This is a genomic window from Chitinophaga sp. (assembly GCF_039596455.1).
Taxonomy (GTDB): domain Bacteria; phylum Bacteroidota; class Bacteroidia; order Chitinophagales; family Chitinophagaceae; genus Chitinophaga.
Genome location: NZ_JBCNJR010000008.1, coordinates 189,536 through 205,612 on the forward strand (window position 1 = coordinate 189,536; position 16,077 = coordinate 205,612).

At 55.7% G+C, this 16,077-nt stretch carries 10 protein-coding genes; 6 read left to right on the forward strand and 4 right to left on the reverse strand.

The annotated features are described in order from the left end of the window. Window positions 1-16 precede the first annotated feature (16 nt). Together ABDW36_RS21700 and ABDW36_RS21705 are read right to left on the reverse strand one after the other, a co-directional pair. Window positions 17-727 carry an alpha/beta hydrolase-fold protein gene (locus ABDW36_RS21700; protein WP_343704025.1) on the reverse strand — a complete coding sequence of 237 codons (711 nt, stop codon included), beginning with the start codon at window positions 725-727 and terminating at the stop codon, window positions 17-19. 291 nt (window positions 728-1,018) lie between these two features. Then, window positions 1,019-1,522 (reverse strand): DUF695 domain-containing protein, encoded by a 504-nt coding sequence (locus tag ABDW36_RS21705; protein WP_343704026.1) that lies wholly within the window; start codon window positions 1,520-1,522, stop codon window positions 1,019-1,021. Between the two features lie 72 nt (window positions 1,523-1,594). Between ABDW36_RS21705 and ABDW36_RS21710 the strand changes: the two genes are divergently transcribed. After that, window positions 1,595-2,362: an alpha/beta hydrolase-fold protein gene (locus ABDW36_RS21710; RefSeq protein ID WP_343704027.1), complete on the forward strand. Its 768-nt coding sequence runs from the start codon at window positions 1,595-1,597 to the stop codon at window positions 2,360-2,362. 74 nt (window positions 2,363-2,436) lie between these two features. On the opposite strand, the gene ABDW36_RS21715 is transcribed toward ABDW36_RS21710, so the two are convergent. Beyond that, window positions 2,437-5,727 (reverse strand): TonB-dependent receptor, encoded by a 3,291-nt coding sequence (locus ABDW36_RS21715; protein ID WP_343704028.1) that lies wholly within the window; start codon window positions 5,725-5,727, stop codon window positions 2,437-2,439. 333 nt (window positions 5,728-6,060) lie between these two features. Between ABDW36_RS21715 and ABDW36_RS21720 the strand changes: the two genes are divergently transcribed. Together ABDW36_RS21720 and ABDW36_RS21725 are read left to right on the forward strand one after the other, a co-directional pair. Then, window positions 6,061-7,260, forward strand: a complete 1,200-nt coding sequence (locus tag ABDW36_RS21720) for a bifunctional 3,4-dihydroxy-2-butanone-4-phosphate synthase/GTP cyclohydrolase II (RefSeq protein WP_343704113.1) — start codon at window positions 6,061-6,063, stop codon at window positions 7,258-7,260. A gap of 166 nt (window positions 7,261-7,426) precedes the next feature. Beyond that, a complete protein-coding gene (locus ABDW36_RS21725) occupies window positions 7,427-8,212 on the forward strand; it encodes an SDR family oxidoreductase (protein WP_343704029.1) in 786 nt (261 codons plus the stop codon). A 66-nt stretch (window positions 8,213-8,278) separates the two neighbouring features. On the opposite strand, the gene ABDW36_RS21730 is transcribed toward ABDW36_RS21725, so the two are convergent. Then, window positions 8,279-10,387 (reverse strand): PQQ-binding-like beta-propeller repeat protein, encoded by a 2,109-nt coding sequence (locus ABDW36_RS21730; RefSeq protein ID WP_343704030.1) that lies wholly within the window; start codon window positions 10,385-10,387, stop codon window positions 8,279-8,281. Between the two features lie 47 nt (window positions 10,388-10,434). Here ABDW36_RS21730 and ABDW36_RS21735 point away from each other — a divergent pair, with 47 nt between their 5' ends. The 3 genes from ABDW36_RS21735 (at window position 10,435) to ABDW36_RS21745 (ending at window position 16,077) form a co-directional block, all read left to right on the forward strand. Beyond that, window positions 10,435-11,424 carry a BtrH N-terminal domain-containing protein gene (locus ABDW36_RS21735; protein WP_343704031.1) on the forward strand — a complete coding sequence of 330 codons (990 nt, stop codon included), beginning with the start codon at window positions 10,435-10,437 and terminating at the stop codon, window positions 11,422-11,424. 34 nt (window positions 11,425-11,458) lie between these two features. Continuing rightward, window positions 11,459-13,075 carry a tetratricopeptide repeat protein gene (locus ABDW36_RS21740; protein WP_343704032.1) on the forward strand — a complete coding sequence of 539 codons (1,617 nt, stop codon included), beginning with the start codon at window positions 11,459-11,461 and terminating at the stop codon, window positions 13,073-13,075. A 188-nt stretch (window positions 13,076-13,263) separates the two neighbouring features. Beyond that, the gene (locus tag ABDW36_RS21745) at window positions 13,264-16,077 is read left to right on the forward strand and encodes a TonB-dependent receptor (protein ID WP_343704033.1); all 2,814 of its coding nucleotides are present in this window, start codon (window positions 13,264-13,266) and stop codon (window positions 16,075-16,077) included.

Here is a 16,077-nt window from a genome sequence, read left to right on the forward strand (position 1 = left end):
ATGCGTTTAGTCAGTATTACGGCTTCAGCAATGACAAATAATGCGGCAGCATTTCCCGCCACACGGGCCAGTCATGCACCGAGTTGGGCCTTACGTCCAGCCAGTGCTGTATGCTTTTCTGCTGGAGGATGCCGGAAAACTGTTCGTTCTGGCCCCGGCTCACGTCTGTTTCTGCTGCGCCCAGCACAATACCCATGCGCCAGAGGTCCGGGTGGGCGTTGTCAGGCATATAATCCATCGGGTTGTTGAAATACACGTTATCGTCATAATGCCCGTCTGTACGGGAGCGGATATCGAACAGGCCGCTCATGGAAAAGAGGTAAGACACCAGCTCCGGGTGGCGGAAGGCGAAGTTGGCGGCATGGTAGCCCCCGAAGCTGCAGCCCGCCACGGCCACCCGCTGGTAACCCGTTTCCGCTACAGCGCGGGGCAGCACTTCCTCCTTGATCAGCTCATCGTATAAAGTATGATTGTAGGCCCTTTCAGCGGGATGGGCGTTCTTGTTGTACCAGGTGAGAATGTCCAGGCCGTCAGGACAGTAGACCTTTACGAGCCCGTTGCGCACGAACCAGCCTGCCGCCTCAATGAGGCCGCGGTCTTTACTTTCGTAATACCGGCCCATGGAAGTGGGGAACAGGATGAGCGGAAAGCCGCCCTCGCCGAACACCAGCATTTCGAATTCGCGGCCTATGCGCGGGGAATGCCATTTATAGTAGTTTTCAGTCAAAGGACAGGTTTTTTGGTGAATGCTTTCCAGGTTTCAGGATGTGTTACGAATTTCACGAAAAAAAGCGGGTTCTCAAAAAGGTAAAGGGAGTACTGTGCCCGGTTGCTCCTGCCGGCCTCTTTTTTTCCGGCAGCTCGTAGGTGCTTGCTATCGGGAGCTTTCCTGTTGTGCCCGGTTACCGCCTTCATCCTCCGCAGCTCGCAGGTGCTTGTTATCGGGAGCTTTCCCGTTGTGCCCGGTTACCGCCTTCATCCTCCGGCAATCTACAGGTGCCGGTACGGTGAAGGCGATCTACTCCAGGGGCGGCAGGGGCGCGTTGCCCGTCATTGCCGGGTAGAGGTACCGCTGGTACACGTCCCATTCCGCATCCGGCCGCATATGTACCTGCCAGGCGTACTGCGGGAAGTTTTGCCGGTAAAAGGTTTCCAGCACGGTACGCACATCCGCCGTATCACTCAGGTAATAGTAGCTCCTTTGATTGCAGTTATACGTAAAACCCGCCGCCTTTACGGCTATGCCCAGCAGCTGCAGCTGGCGGGTGGTGGCATCGTCTATGGTCTGCAGGGTTTCGCGGAAACCCTTTTTCGGCAGGCCCTTGCCGTCACATTCCAAGAAGGTGATGCCGGTGATCAGCAAAAAGGTTTTGCCGGCATCCGGCGCGCCGGCTTTCAGGGAACCGTTCAGGGACATGAGGCCTGTTTTACCGTTGTATTTCCTCGTGTAGGTTGCGGGCTCCTGCGCTATGGCGGGCCCCGCCAGCAGTAACATCATCAAAAGCGTCTGCATCATTTTCATCTTCGTAATTTAACAATTATTCACGGCAACTCTGGCGCTAATTTTTTAACTTTAGATATAACCCGTCTGCTTATGCTTCCCAGAAAAGAATCTTATGGACAGTACTCGCTTTTCCTGCAAAGGGAAGTGACGTTTGACGTGTACCTGCCGGCCAATACGCGGGATACGCCGCACCTGCTGCTGCTGAATGACGGGCAGGACCTTGACAGCATGGGCTTCCCCGCCATGCTGGAGCATTTGCACAACACCAGCCATCCTTCCCTGTGGGTAGCGGCCATTCATGCCGGCCCGCAGCGCCTGCAGGAGTATGGTACCGCCAGGCATATGGACTACCAGGGCCGCGGCTGCAAGGCCGGCCTGTACACCCGCTTCATTCTGCGGGAGCTGCTGCCTTTCCTGGAAAGCCGTTACCACCAGCAGTTCCCCGACAAAACCTTTGCCGGTTTCTCCATGGGCGGGCTTTCCGCGCTGGATATTGTGTGGAACCACCCGCAACAGTTCCACAAGGCCGGCGTATTCTCCGGTTCCCTCTGGTGGCGCTCCGCTAACGACGTACCGCAACAGCGCCGCATCATGCACCGGCAGGTGAAAGAAGGGCGCTTTCATCCAGACCTGCGTTTCTTTTTTGAGGCGGGTACGGAAGATGAAAAGGAAGACAGGAACGTGAACGGGGTGATAGACGCGGTAGACGATACCGAGGAGCTGATGACGCTGCTGGAAGAAAAAGGCTATGAAAAAGGCAAACACATCCATTATACCCTTGTAAAAGGCGGCCGCCACGATGTGGCCACCTGGGCCGGCGTGATGCCGGAGTTCCTGGACTGGGTGGTGAAGGCATAAATCATGTTCAACATACAACAGGAAGGCCATTTCCATCGGGAAATGGCCTTCCTGTTGTATGACAAAGCTGGTTATTAGAAGCTGTAACGCAGCCCTAACTGCATATTCCAGGTATTTCTCACATCAAACCAGTCACGGAACGGAGAGTCAGGCATGTAATACTTGCCACTGGCGTCCTGCACTGCTATCATATTAAAGGTAGGCACACCGGCAGGCGTAACACTGGCTACGTTCAACAGCGTGTAGTTGTAAGAAGAGTTGTTGTTCAGCTCTTTGGCTACACCCCATTTGGAATTGATCAGGTTGCCTACGTTCATGATATCCAGGCTGATCTGCAGCGAGTGCTTGCGGGTGCCGATGTTGGTGAACACGTCCTGGAGAACCCGCAGGTCAAAGCGGTTGAGCCAGGGAGCGAGGCCGTTGTTGCGTTTTACGTAACCGCCTTTTGCTTCGCGGAGCACTTTGTTGTTTTCTACAAAAGCATCATAGGCGGCGCGTTGCTCTTCCGGAGAGGCGGTGAAAACCACTTCATTGCTGGAGTTCCTGATGGTCAGCGGCGCGAAGTTCAGTTCTGCACCGCTGTTGGGAATATACATCAGGTCGAGCGATACACCGTCACGGTTGATGTCTCCGTTGTAGGTGTAAGCAAACCGGCCGCGGTTGGTACCGATGCTGGAGAGGTAGTTGGTGCCCTCATAAAACAGGGATACCGTGGTGGCCAGGTGTTTGGCGTACTCAATGCGGTAAGAAACATTACCGGAAACGCGGTGCGGCGCAGCAAACTGGGAGTAGCCCAGCAGTTGCTCGTTCGGGTCGTTCACAGAGTAGTTATTAGACCAGGCAGAGTTGGCGGCAGAGCCGGGGTTGCCGGTGATGTCTTTGGCGGAGGTAAAGGTATAATTCACGCCGGCAGACAGGCCCTTCCTGTACGGCAGCGTGAGACCGAAGCTCACTGCGGCAGAGTAGCCCTTGCTGGTATTGCTTAACACCGGTACAATGGCGCCGGTAGCGCGGTTGTAGGTAGCGTTTGCCGAGGCGGCCCAAAAATCGCGGTTGTCACCGGAGTAGGTCATTTTACCTGGAGCGGCTCTTCTGTTGGCGTTATACTGGTACACGGCATTGATGTCTTTGCTGTAGATAGCGTCCAGTGTAGCGATCAACGGTGTACCGGGAATCCTGTAATCAGCCCCGATGTTGCTGCGCCAAACCTGGGGCATCTTGAAATCAGGGTCTATCAGCGCAACGGTACCGGGCGCTGTGCTGGAAGGTGATTTGGGGAACGCGTCCAGCCGGTTCACCCAATAATAAGGGTCTTTGTTGAAGCTGGTGATCTGGGCCAGTACGGACGCGCTCACCGGTTCCAGGGTATTCTGTATTACGCCGGAGTTGGTGGGCATGTTGGTAAACCATACAAACGGGATCACGCCGGTAAAGATACCGGTACCGCCGCGCAGCTGCAGGGAACGGTCGCCAAAAACGTCGTAGTTAAAACCAACACGGGGAGAGAACAGGGGTTTGGATTTCGGCCATTTGTCGGTAGAAAAGTTAGCCGGCCCGCCGTTTTTGCCTAATAACTGCAACGTATCTACGGTGGGGTTATGCAGGGCGTCGTTCAAGAACAGCGGCAGGTCTACACGGAGGCCCACTGTTACATTGAAACGGTCTGTAATAGATATTTTGTCCTGTGCGTAAATGCCGCCCAGTGCAAACTTCACCTTTGCCATCGGGTCTGCGCCGGTATAAGGATAGGTGATGCCGAATGCGATAGGCTGGGCATCCGCCAGGAAGTCTGCTACGGAATTATAACGGTAATAGGAGGTGCCCATACGCAGGTAGCTGTTGCCATAGCTCATGGTCTCGAAGCTGATGCCGCCGGTAAGGGTATGTTTGCCCGTGATGTAGGTAAGGTTATCAATAAAGGAGAAGTTATTGTTCACCACCTCGTTACCGTAGGAAAAGAGCTCGGTACCAAAGCTCATGTAGTTGTCTGCCTGGGGAGTACCGTCGCGGATGTCTACGAACGGGAAGATGTCTCCCGGGGTTTTACGTTTCTTCTGGATGTAGCTGTAGGTAGCCAGGAACTGGTTGGACAGGCTGGGTGAAAAAGTGCTGTTCAGCTCTGCCGTCAATGACCGGATGTTGTTTTCTTCCTGGTACAATGCGTTCTCGAAAGCAATGGAGTTCCGGCTGATACGGTTGGAGCTGGCGCGCGGGTTGGGCCCGGAGTTCGCATTGGTCAGCTGGTCTTCCGTACCGTTCACCTGGTTGTAACGTACGGTGAACTTGTTTTTGTCGTTGATGTTCCAGTCGAGACGTATCAGGAACTTCTGGTTCTTGTTCGTATTCTCGTTGGCATAATTCTCATATGCGCCCGGGTCATATCCGTATTTGGTGATGAGCAGATTCTTTACCGCTTCGAGGTCTTCCGCGGTGGTGCGGGCCACGTTGGCGCCGGTGAGGCCGGGGCGGGAAGCTACCCAGGTATTGCCCGGGAACATATACTTTTCGTATTCGTAGTTGGCGAAGAAGAACAGTTTGTTCTTGATGATGGGCCCGCCGATGCGGCCGCCGATCACGCGGTTGGACGATTTGGCCGCCGCAGGCAGCTTACGTTCATTTACTTTGGTGCCGTTGAAATTCTCGTTGCGGTACAGGCCGTACACAGAACCGGTGAATTCGTTGGTACCGCTGCGGGTTACGGCATTGATGCCGGCGCCGGTGAAGCCGGTCTGCCGAACGTCAAAGGGGGCAACGTTTACCTGTACTTCCTCTATGGCATCAAGAGAAATAGGCTGCGCGCTCCCGCCGGGGAGCAGGCTGTTGTCTGTACCGAACCCGTTGTTGAGCACCGCACCGTCAATCTTCACGCTGTTGAAGCGGTTGTCGCGGCCGGCAAAGCTATTGCCGTTTGCCTGCGGGGTGAGGCGGGTAAAGTCGGTGAGGCTGCGGCTAACGGTAGGCAGCGAATTCAGCTGCCGGGCGTTGACGTTGGTGGAGGCGCCGGTGCGTTCGTTATTCAGGATAGGGCTTTTTATACCGGCAATGACCACCTCGCTGAGCTGGCGGTCACTCGTGCCCAGTCTTTCGTTCACCACGTAAGACTCGCCCAGGAGCAGGGTGATGCCTTCCAGTACCTTCGGCTCATAGCCAATAAACGAGATTTCCACTTTATAGGGGCCGCCTACGCGCATGCCCTGGATGTTGAAGTTGCCGGACGGCTGGGTAACCGTTCCGTAAACGGTGCCGGAAGGCTGGTGGGTAGCTTTAACGGTTGCGCCAATCAGCGGCTGACCGTCCTTATCTTTGATGTTCCCGGTAATACCGCTGGTGGTCACCTGTGCAAACACGCCACTGACCCCCAGCATACATAGGAATGTAGTGAGTAACTTTTTAAATCCCATAACAACATATTTGATGATACTGCAAAGATGAAGAAATAAGCTATTCGAATTTTAACTTCAAATTAACAAATTGTTACAAGTTGCGTTTTTCGAAGAATCGGGCCTTGCTGATTTTGATTGAATAACAGTAAAACGGTTTTTCAAGGGGAAATGTTCGAATACCGGCCCAGAATTTCCAAAATATCAAATGTGAATAAGTCTAATATGGCAAGTTATGCACCGTAAGGGGGCCATATCCCTAAAGCTCGCTTTTATGTCATAACTTTGCACATTCTTTTATCTAACCGGAAAGACATTATGCTGGATACTATAGAGTCCGCCATTGAGGATATAAAACAGGGAAAACTCGTGATTGTGGTGGATGATGAAGACCGCGAGAACGAAGGGGATTTTATTACTGCCGCCCGGAACGTAACACCAGAGATCATTAATTTCATGAGCCTTCACGGCCGCGGCCTCATTTGCGCCCCGCTGGTGGAAGAGCGCTGCGAGGAGCTGGGGCTGGAGCTGATGGTGAGAGATAACACCGCCCTGCACCAGACGCCCTTCACGGTGTCTGTAGACCTGCTGGGCCATGGCTGCACTACCGGTATTTCAGCGCATGACAGGGCTAAAACCGTACAGGCGCTGATAGACCCGGAAACCCGCCCCGAAGAGCTGGGCAAACCCGGCCACATTTTTCCGCTCAGGGCCAAGAAAGGGGGCGTTCTGCGCCGCACCGGCCACACGGAAGCTACCATAGACCTGGCGCGACTGGCCGGTTTTGAGCCCGCCGGCGTACTGGTGGAGATCATGAATGAAGACGGCTCCATGGCCCGCCTGCCCGAACTGCGGGAAATTGCCAAGAAGTTCAACCTGAAGCTGGTCTCCATTAAAGACCTGATAGAATACCGCCTCCGCACAGAAACCCTCATTGAAGAAGAAGTAAGGGTGCAGATGCCCACCAAATACGGCAACTTTGAGCTGGTAGCTTTCAAACAGCTCAACTCCGGAGACATTCACATGGCCCTCAAGAAAGGAGACTGGGAAGCAGGGGAGCCGGTGCTCACCCGCGTACACTCCAGCTGCTTTACGGGAGACATCCTGCACTCTCTCCGCTGCGACTGTGGGGAACAATTACAGGCCGCCATGCAGATGGTGGAAAAGGAAGGGAAAGGCCTCATCCTCTACATGAACCAGGAGGGGCGCGGCATTGGCCTCATGAACAAACTGAAAGCCTACAAGCTGCAGGAAGAAGGCCGCGATACCGTAGAGGCCAACCTGGAGCTGGGCTTTGGCATGGACGAGCGGGATTACGGCGTAGGCGCCCAGATACTCCGCCACCTGAACGTGACCAAAATACGCCTCATTACCAACAACCCGCGCAAACGCGCAGGGCTTAGCGGCTACGGGCTGGAGATCGTTGAGAACGTAGGCATCGAGATATGTCCTAACCCGCACAACGAGTTTTACCTGAAAACGAAGCGGGACAAGCTGGGGCATGAGATCATGAAATAAAGAGAACATATAGGAAAAGGGAGGTATCATTTTTTGATGCCTCCCTTTTTTCATTTCTGAAAGATCATACCATCAATACAAATAAAAGTAGCAATCACAACGCCCGGTTAAAGCTATTTTTGACCCAGAGGCCTGCGCGTAACAAGGCCGGATAAAATATGTAATCATGGGAACAGATAGTTTTTTACGGCTGGATAACCAGTGGATTTGGGTATTTGGCGGGGCGGGTTACCTGGGGCAGGCGGTTATTGCGCAGCTTATCAGCGCCGGCGCAAAAGTGTTGTGCGTAGACCTGGACAACCGGGCGGCGCTGGCTGCAAAAGCATACGGGGCGGGTGGGAAGGTTGTGCCCGCCACGCTGGATGTAGGGCAGGTGGAAGCCATACCGGCGTTCGTGAAAGAAAATGCGGCGCGGTACGGCGTGCCTGCCGGTATGGTGAACCTTACATTCGCCTCTACCGCCAAAACAATGGAAGACCTGACGGCGGAAGATTTTGACAGGGCGAACCATACGGGTATCACGGCCGGTTTTGTGCTGGCCAGGGAAGTAGGCAGCCTGATGAAAGAAAAAGGGAAAGGCAGCATCATATTATTTTCCAGTATGTACGGCATGGTATCTCCGCGGGCGGAGCTGTACCAGGCGCCCATGAACAAAAACCCGGTAGAATACGGTGTTGGAAAAGCCGGCATCATCCAGATGACAAAATATCTCGCGGTACACTGGGCAGGCAGCAATGTGCGTTGCAATTGCATATCGCCGGGGCCTTTTCCTAACCCGGCCGTGCAACAGCAACACCCCGCGTTTGTGGAGCGGCTGGCCGGCCAGTCTCCCATGGGGCGGGTGGGGCATGCTGCCGAGATAGCGGGCCCTGTAGCGTTCCTGCTGTCTGACGCGGCTGCCTACATCACCGGGCACAACCTGGTGGTAGATGGCGGCTGGACCTGCTGGTGAATATCCGGTACTTTACTTAATAGACGCTTTTGAGGAAGGCGGGTTTCTTTCAAGTTACCCGCTTTTTTATTCCCCCAACGCAAACGCCACATAACTATCCCCCGGCTTTGTTCCCAGCTTGCCGCCGCCGCAGGCTATCACAATGTATTGTTTCCCGTTCACCTCATACACCGCCGGTGTGGCAAAGCCCGGTGCGGGCAGTTTGGTTTCCCAGAGCAGCGCGCCGTTGCGTTTGTTGAAAATACGCAGCTTGCTGTCTGGCGTGGCGGCAATAATGAGCAGGCCGCCGGCTGTCACCACCGGGGCGCCGTAGTTTTCCGTGCCCGTGTTGCCCAGGGCGGATTCTCCCAACGGCACCTTCCAGCGGTATTCTCCCGTGTTCAGGTCAATGGCGCTGAGCGTGCCCCAGGGCGGCGTTACGGCGGGGTAGCCTTCTTTGGTCTGGAATTTTTTGTAGCCGGCCATGTTGTAGGGCAGGTTGCGGAAACTGTCTGTGGGCGCGGTGGGGCCGGTGTACGTGCCGCCTGCCGGCATATTGAGGACATATTGTGTAACCGCCTTTCGTTCTTCCGGGTGAAGGTAGCTGAACGCCGGCATCATGCGGCGGCCGGTACGGAGCAGTTCCTGTAAGGCCTGAAAGGTGTATCTCTTTTCAACGTCAAGCAGGGAAGGGTAGTTGCCGCCGCCTTTTTTATCTGCCCCGTGGCAGCTGATGCAATGCTGCTGGTAAAGCCGCCGGCCCGCGGCCTGCAAGGTTTCGCGGCCGTTCTGCTTAGCGGCAACGTCTACCATTTGCAATATCCACGGCACTTCGTTGGCATTTACATACAGCATGCCCGTGGCAGGGTCAAAGGCCGGGCCGCCCCATTCGCCGCCGCCGTCAAAGCCGGGGAACATGAGCGTGCCTTCTTTGGAGGGCGGCTCAAACATGTGGCTTTTGCGCAGGGTGGCAAAACGGGTTTTGATATCCTGGTAAGAAGAGTCGGGTACCTGTGTAAGCAGATCGGCTTCCGTCATTCCCTGCCGCACAAAGGGTTTTGGATGCAGGGCATAGGGCTGTGTGGGTGAAAGCACTTCGCCGGGCAGGGGGCTTTGATGCGGTACTTCCTTTTCCACCACGGGGAAGAGGGGCTTGCCGGTTTCGCGGTTGAGCAGGAAGATGAAACCCGTTTTGCTGGTTTGCGCTACGGCATCTGTGGGTTTCCCTTCATAAGTGATGGTGACCAGCGCGGGTGGGGCGGGCAGATCTCGGTCCCACACGTCATGATGAATGCCCTGGAAGTGCCAGATGCGCCGGCCGGTATTGGCATCCAGCGCCAGCAGGCAATTGGCGAAGAGGTTGGTGCCCAGCCGCCTGGCGCCGTAGAAGTCGAACGCGGCGGAGCCTACGGGTGCAAAGAGAATGCCGCGCTTTTCATCCAGGCTGAAACCGGCCCAGGCGTTGGCGCCGCCGATGTGACGCCAGGCGTTGGGGTCTTTCCAGGTATCATGCCCGAATTCTCCAGGCTGCGGAATGGTATGGAATATCCATTTCAGCTGGCCGGTGTGCACGTCATAGCTGCGGATGTGGCCGGGCGCGGCGTCTGCGCCTTCAGATACGCGCGTGCCCATGATGATCTGGTCTTTATAGATCATTCCGGGCGAGGTGGAAGTAACGTACAGGCTTTTGGCGCTTTCTCCCAGGTGATCATGCAAATCTATGCGGCCGTTGCTGCCGAAGGTTTTTACCGGCCGGCCGTCTGCCGCGCTGATGCAATAAAGAAATGCGCCTGCGGTGTAGAAGAGGCGGGCGCTGCTGTCTCCCTCCGCATAGTATGCCAGGCCGCGGGCGTTGTTCACGTTAGCCGCCGCATTTTTCTCAAAGGGGTCAAACACCCATTTGGGCGCGCCGGTGGCGGCATGCAGGGCAAAGAGCTTCAGGCGGGGAGAGATGCCGTACAGTATGCCGTTTACTACCAGCGGGTTGCATTGTATCTGCGAGTTTTTAACCGTGTCCGCATCACCGGTGCGGTATTGCCAGGCTACCTGCAGGTGCTGCACGTTGGCGGTATCAATCTGCTTTAACGTGGAATGCTTTTGGGCGTTGCTGCCGCCGTTGTAGGCGGGCCATTCTGTACTGCCCGTGGAATGGCAGGCGGCCAGTAGCAAGATAAAGGGAACTATACTGTAGCGCATATACTTTAAATGTAGAAATTTTACGTAGTTTTTCATAAATCATTCCCATGATCATCAACCACCTGCAGGCATTCTCCGGGCAGCATTGTGAAACCACCGCCACCGGCACGTTATTGCTGCAGCAGCAGATCTCCCTGTCGGAGCCCATGCTGTTTGGGCTGGGAGAGGGGCTGGGCTTTATTTTCTGGCATATGAAGGCGATGGATTTTCCGTTCATCGGCGGGCGGGTGAAGCCTGATGTGCTGACGGAGAACATTGCCGCCAACCTGCGGTTGCAGCTGACCGTGAAAGAAACTTCTTCTGCCCGCAAAGCCTGGGAAGAGGTGAAGGCATTGCTGAATGAAGGCCAGGCGGTGGGCCTTAAGCTGGACTGTTATCACCTGGAATATTTTTCAAAGCCTTTTCACTTCGCCGGCCATTACACGGCTATTTACGGTTATGATGATGCAAATGCCTTCCTGGTAGATACGCTGCAACAGGGCGGCCGCGTCAAAACATCGCTGGAAAGCCTGGCCAAAGCAAGGGCGGAAAAGGGCCCCATGGCATCAAAGAACCTCTATTACACACTGCATAAAGGGAAACCTTACAACCTGGATGAAGCGGTACGCAACGCCATCCGCAACAATGCAAAGGCATACCTGCATCCCCCCATCACCAACATCGGTTACAAAGGCATCCTGAAAACGGCAGGCGAGCTTGAAAAGTGGTTCAACACCAGTTCCAGCCGGGAACGCGATTTTTGCACCACCGCCATGATGATGGAGAAAGCCGGCACCGGCGGCGCCTTGTTCAGAAACCTCTACCGTGATTTCCTGCAGGAGAGTTATGCACTGCTGCGCCTGCCTGTATTGCAACAGGCGCATGAGGCATTTGTAAACATTGCCGCGCAGTGGACGGCGGTATCTTCCCTGCTGGACGAAGCGGGCCGCACGGAAGATGTACGGCCCATCCGCGAAGCGGCGGCTGTCCTCAAAAAAATATCGGCGGAAGAGCAGACGGCTATGGGCTTGCTGGCGGATGTTCCTCCCACCGCTTAATATTGCCGTAACATTGGAACGTTTTATTTGCGGTATGATGTTGTTCTACCGCACCTTCCTGACGTTGCTGCTGGCCGGCTGCTGCTGCGCGCTCCATGCCCAGGAAGAAAAAACGCTGATCATCCACCAACCGGAGCAGGTGCGCCCGCCGGCAGATACTTCCTTCCTGGCCTGGAAAGACGCCTGCAACAAGGCCCTGGAGCAAAAGAACTATTTGCAGGCCGCCCGCTGCTTCCGGCAAATGGGGCGCATCTGCTACCACCTGGGGCACTATCCGCAGGCGCTGGACTATCACCTGCAGGCCGGCCGCCTCTTTCAACAGCAGGGGGAAACATTGCTGCAGGCGGAAAACCTTACTGACATTGGCACCCTTTATTATTATAACCGCCAGCCCGCGCAGGCAAGGCAGCAGTTCAATGAGGCCTTTGCGCTGTACAGCAGCGGGCAGCACCAGGCCGGCATGGCCTTCACGCATGGTAAAATAGGCCACCTCTACGAAAAGCAGCAGCAGTATGACAGCGCTTTTTATTATCAGCGCCTCGCCCTGGCCCGGTACCTCCAGATAGATGACCACCGCGGCATGGCCAAGATCTACGAGAACATCGGCAGTATTTATGAAGACCTGGCCCGGTATGATTCCGCCGCGCCTTACTTCCGCCGGGCCCTGGCGCTCAACCGCCAAACGGGAGACTCCATTGCCTGCATAGAAGTGCTCAACAACCTGGGAGACGTACTGCGCAAAACCGGCCGCCACGCGGAAGCCCTGCAGCAAACCCGCGCCGCCCTGGCGCTGGCGCTGCGGCACAACGAACAATACCAGGCCTGCAGCGCCTACCGGGATATTGCCAAGGCCTTCAACGGCCTGGGGCAAAACGACAGCGCCTATTATTACCTGGAACTGAGCCGCCACCACCTCTTGCAGATCTACTCCCGGGAAAACGGCCGGCAGGTGGCCCTGCTCCAGACCATGTACGACATAGAAAAGAAAAACAATGAAATAGGCCGCCTCCGCAATGCCCGCAACATCACCCTGGCGCTGGTAGTGGTGGGCCTGCTGCTGGTCATCATGGCCATGCTGATCATCAGCCGCCAGCGCCTCAAGATCCGCAACGCCCAGCTGCTCAACGCACAGGAGAAACGGAATTACGAGATTGCCAAAGCCCTGATGGAATCCGAAATGGAGCATAAAAAGCTGCAGGAGCATTCTCTCAAGCAGGAGCTGGAAGTACGGTCTAAGGAGCTGAGCACGCACACCCTCCACATCATCCAGAAAAACCAGCTGCTGGAAAACCTGCACAACCGGCTGGAGGAAATGGTGAAGGAAGACCGGCGAGACCAGAAGAAGCAACTCAAACAGCTTCAACTCCAGATTAACCGGAATTTTAACCAGGACCAGCATTGGGACGAGTTCAGGGGCATTTTTGAACAGGTGCACCAGTCTTTTTTCGACAAGCTGAAAAGCTGCTGCGAGCACCTTACACCGGGAGACCTTCGGCTTATTGCCCTGCTGCGCATGAACCTGCCCTCTGGAGATATTGCCACTTTACTGGGTATTTCCCAAGACAGCCTGCGGGTGCTCCGCTACCGCCTCCGCAAAAAACTCAACCTGCCGCAGGGGGAAAGCCTGGCGGTTTTTATACAATCGCTTTAGTGGTAACGTTTTCTTAACAGGCATTTTGTAACGGACGCAGCAATTGAGAACCAGCAAGTTAATGCCTGTTTGTTGCCCCTTTGTTCACGCTGCCGGAAAGGGCTGTAGCCTTTTTGTTCACGCCGGAAGTTTGCCGGGGGGCGGTACCGGGCCACAACTTTGTGCTGTCTGAAAAAAAGACGTACCGCATGAAAACACTTTTATCCTTTCTCGTTTTTTCCTGTTTAAGCATAGCCGCTTATGCACAGGGCACCGGCCTCGTCACCGGCCTGGTGGTAGACAAAAACCAGCAATTGTCCCTCCCCGGCGCCACGCTGCGCCTGCGGCCGGGCAACCACTACACCGTGTCCAACCAGCAGGGCCGGTTTGAATTCCTGGGCGTGCCCGCGGGCAGGTATACGCTGGAAGTGACCTACATCGGGTATGAAAAAGCCGCTACCGAAGTGGACGTAAAAGCCGGCGCCAACGTAGTTGTCAATTTCGGGTTGGAAGCCGGCGGCATCCACGGCCGGGAAGTGCTGGTATTGGGAGACCGGCTGCGCGGCCAGGCCAAGGCCCTCAACCAGCAGAAGAACAACCCCAACGTAACCAATATCGTCTCCGCAGACCAGATAGGCCGTTTCCCGGACGCCAACATTGGCGATGCCATCAAACGCATACCTGGCATCACCATGCAGAACGACCAGGGGGAGGCGCGCAACATCATCATCCGCGGCCTGGCGCCGGAGCTGAACGCCGTCACCCTGAACGGGGACCGCATCCCTTCCGCGGAAGGAGACAACCGCCGCGTGCAGATGGACCTCATTCCTTCAGACATGGTGCAGACCATTGAAGTGAACAAAACGCTCACGCCTGATATGGATGCAGACGCCATTGGCGGTTCCGTCAACCTGGTCACCCGCGCCGCGCCCAATGGCCCGCGCGTGTCTGCCACGCTTTCCGGCGGTTACAACCCCATCCGCAACCGGCCGCTGTACAACGGCTCGCTGGTGCTGGGCAACCGCTTCTTCAACCGGAAACTGGGCGCGGTGGTCAGCGCATCGTACAATAACAATGATTACGGCTCTGATGATGTGGAGGCCGTGTGGGCGAAAGATGACAAAGACAGGGTGTTCACGGAAGAGCTGGAAATACGCAAGTATTACGTGCAACGTGTACGCAGAAGCCTTTCCGCCGCGGTTGATTACAAGCTCAATTCCAAAAACACCCTCTATGCCAACGCCATGTACAACTGGCGTGACGACCGGGAGAACCGTTACCGCGCAGGCATCAAGGACATTGAGCCCGAATATGACGCTAACGATAACCTTACCGGCTATACCGGCGCCGTATCCCGCCAAACCAAGGGCGGTATTGATAACAGCCGCAACAAGAGCCGCCGCCTGGAAGACCAGCGCGTGCAGAACTATTCCCTGCGCGGGGAGCACCTGATAGGCAGCAAGGTAGACCTTGACTGGGCCGCCAGCTATTCTTCCGCCAGTGAAGACCGCCCTAACGAGCGGTATATTGAATTTGAGCAGGAAGGCGTACCCGTATCGCTCAACCTGGCCAACCCGCGTTTCCCCCTCGCTACAACGCCGGGCAGCAGCAATAACGACCTGGAGTTTAACGAGCTCTCCGAAAACCACGACTATACCCGTGAAAACGAGCTGGGCCTGAAGCTCAACCTCCGCTTCCCCCTGAGCGTGGTGCCCGGCCAGAAAGGCCGCCTGCGGGTAGGCAGCCGCCTCCGCCTGAAAGACAAAAAGCGGAACAATAACTTCTTCGAGTACGAGCCCGTTACACCCTTCGGCAACCTGTCGGTCATCCCCCTGTACACTTCAGACGGCAAAGGTTTTCAGCCCGGTGAGCAATACAACCCCGGCTCGTTTGTTTCCAAACAGTTCCTGGGCAGCCAGGCGCTGGGCAACAGCACATTGTTTGAACAGAACGATAATCCCTCGGAATACCTCGCCGTAAACTTCACCGCCAAAGAAACCATCACGGCCGGGTACATCCGCTGGGACCAGGACTTTTCTTCGCGCTTTTCCATGATTGCCGGCCTGCGCCTGGAGAATACGCAGATAGATTATGACGGGAATATTGTGGAGGAAGAAGAAGAGCTGGCCGGTAAACGCAGCGTGAAGAACAGCTACCTGAACGTGTTGCCGGGCCTTACTTTCAAGTACGACGTAAACCCGAATACCATACTCCGCCTGGCCGCCACCACGTCTATTGCCCGGCCCAACTATTATGACATTGCGCCGTTCATCAGCAGCGTGGCGGACGATGAGGAGCTGGCCGCCGGCAACCCGCAGCTGAAGGCCGCTTACGCGTGGAACTTTGACTTCATGGCAGAACATTATTTCAAGTCTGTAGGCATCCTCTCCGGCGGCGTGTTCTACAAGCACATCCGCGATTTCATTTACATGTACAACGATGAGCAGTATACCACGGAGAAATTTGCCGCCGAATATCCCGGTGAAAAAAATCCCGTGCCCGCCGGTGAAAGCTGGACGTACAAGCAGGCCCGCAACGGCAACAAGGTGAAGGTGTACGGCTTTGAGGTGGCCCTTCAGCGCCAGCTCGACTTTTTGCCCGGCGCCCTCAAAGGTTTCGGCATTTACCTGAACTACACCTACACCAAATCATCCGCCGAAGGCGTGTATAACGGAGACGGGGAAAAGCGCACCGGCGTAACCCTGCCCGGCACGGCGCCGCATATGTTCAACGCCTCTCTCTCTTACGAAAACAAACGCTTCTCCGCACGGCTTTCCGGCAACTACGCCGCTGCCTACCTGGATGAGCTGGGCGGCTCCGCGTTTGACGACCGGTATTATGACCGCCAGTTTTTCCTGGACGCCAACGCTTCTTTCAGGCTCACCCGCCAGCTGCGCATGTTCGGGGAGGCCAACAACCTCACCAACCAGCCGCTGCGTTACTACCAGGGCGTTTCAGACCGTACCATGCAGGCGGAATATTACCGCCCCCGCTACAATGTTGGATTTAAATTTGACCTCTGA

Bases quoted from the DNA above. Each gene is read 5' to 3' on its own strand.
- ABDW36_RS21745 (WP_343704033.1), top strand. From the start codon at position 13,264: ATGAAAACACTTTTATCCTTTCTCGTTTTTTCCTGTTTAAGCATAGCC.
- ABDW36_RS21715 (WP_343704028.1), bottom strand. From the start codon at position 5,727: ATGCTGGGGGTCAGTGGCGTGTTTGCACAGGTGACCACCAGCGGTATT.
- ABDW36_RS21740 (WP_343704032.1), top strand. From the start codon at position 11,459: ATGATGTTGTTCTACCGCACCTTCCTGACGTTGCTGCTGGCCGGCTGC.
- ABDW36_RS21735 (WP_343704031.1), top strand. From the start codon at position 10,435: ATGATCATCAACCACCTGCAGGCATTCTCCGGGCAGCATTGTGAAACC.
- ABDW36_RS21730 (WP_343704030.1), bottom strand. From the start codon at position 10,387: ATGCGCTACAGTATAGTTCCCTTTATCTTGCTACTGGCCGCCTGCCAT.
- ABDW36_RS21725 (WP_343704029.1), top strand. From the start codon at position 7,427: ATGGGAACAGATAGTTTTTTACGGCTGGATAACCAGTGGATTTGGGTA.
- ABDW36_RS21720 (WP_343704113.1), top strand. From the start codon at position 6,061: ATGCTGGATACTATAGAGTCCGCCATTGAGGATATAAAACAGGGAAAA.
- ABDW36_RS21710 (WP_343704027.1), top strand. From the start codon at position 1,595: ATGCTTCCCAGAAAAGAATCTTATGGACAGTACTCGCTTTTCCTGCAA.
- ABDW36_RS21705 (WP_343704026.1), bottom strand. From the start codon at position 1,522: ATGAAAATGATGCAGACGCTTTTGATGATGTTACTGCTGGCGGGGCCC.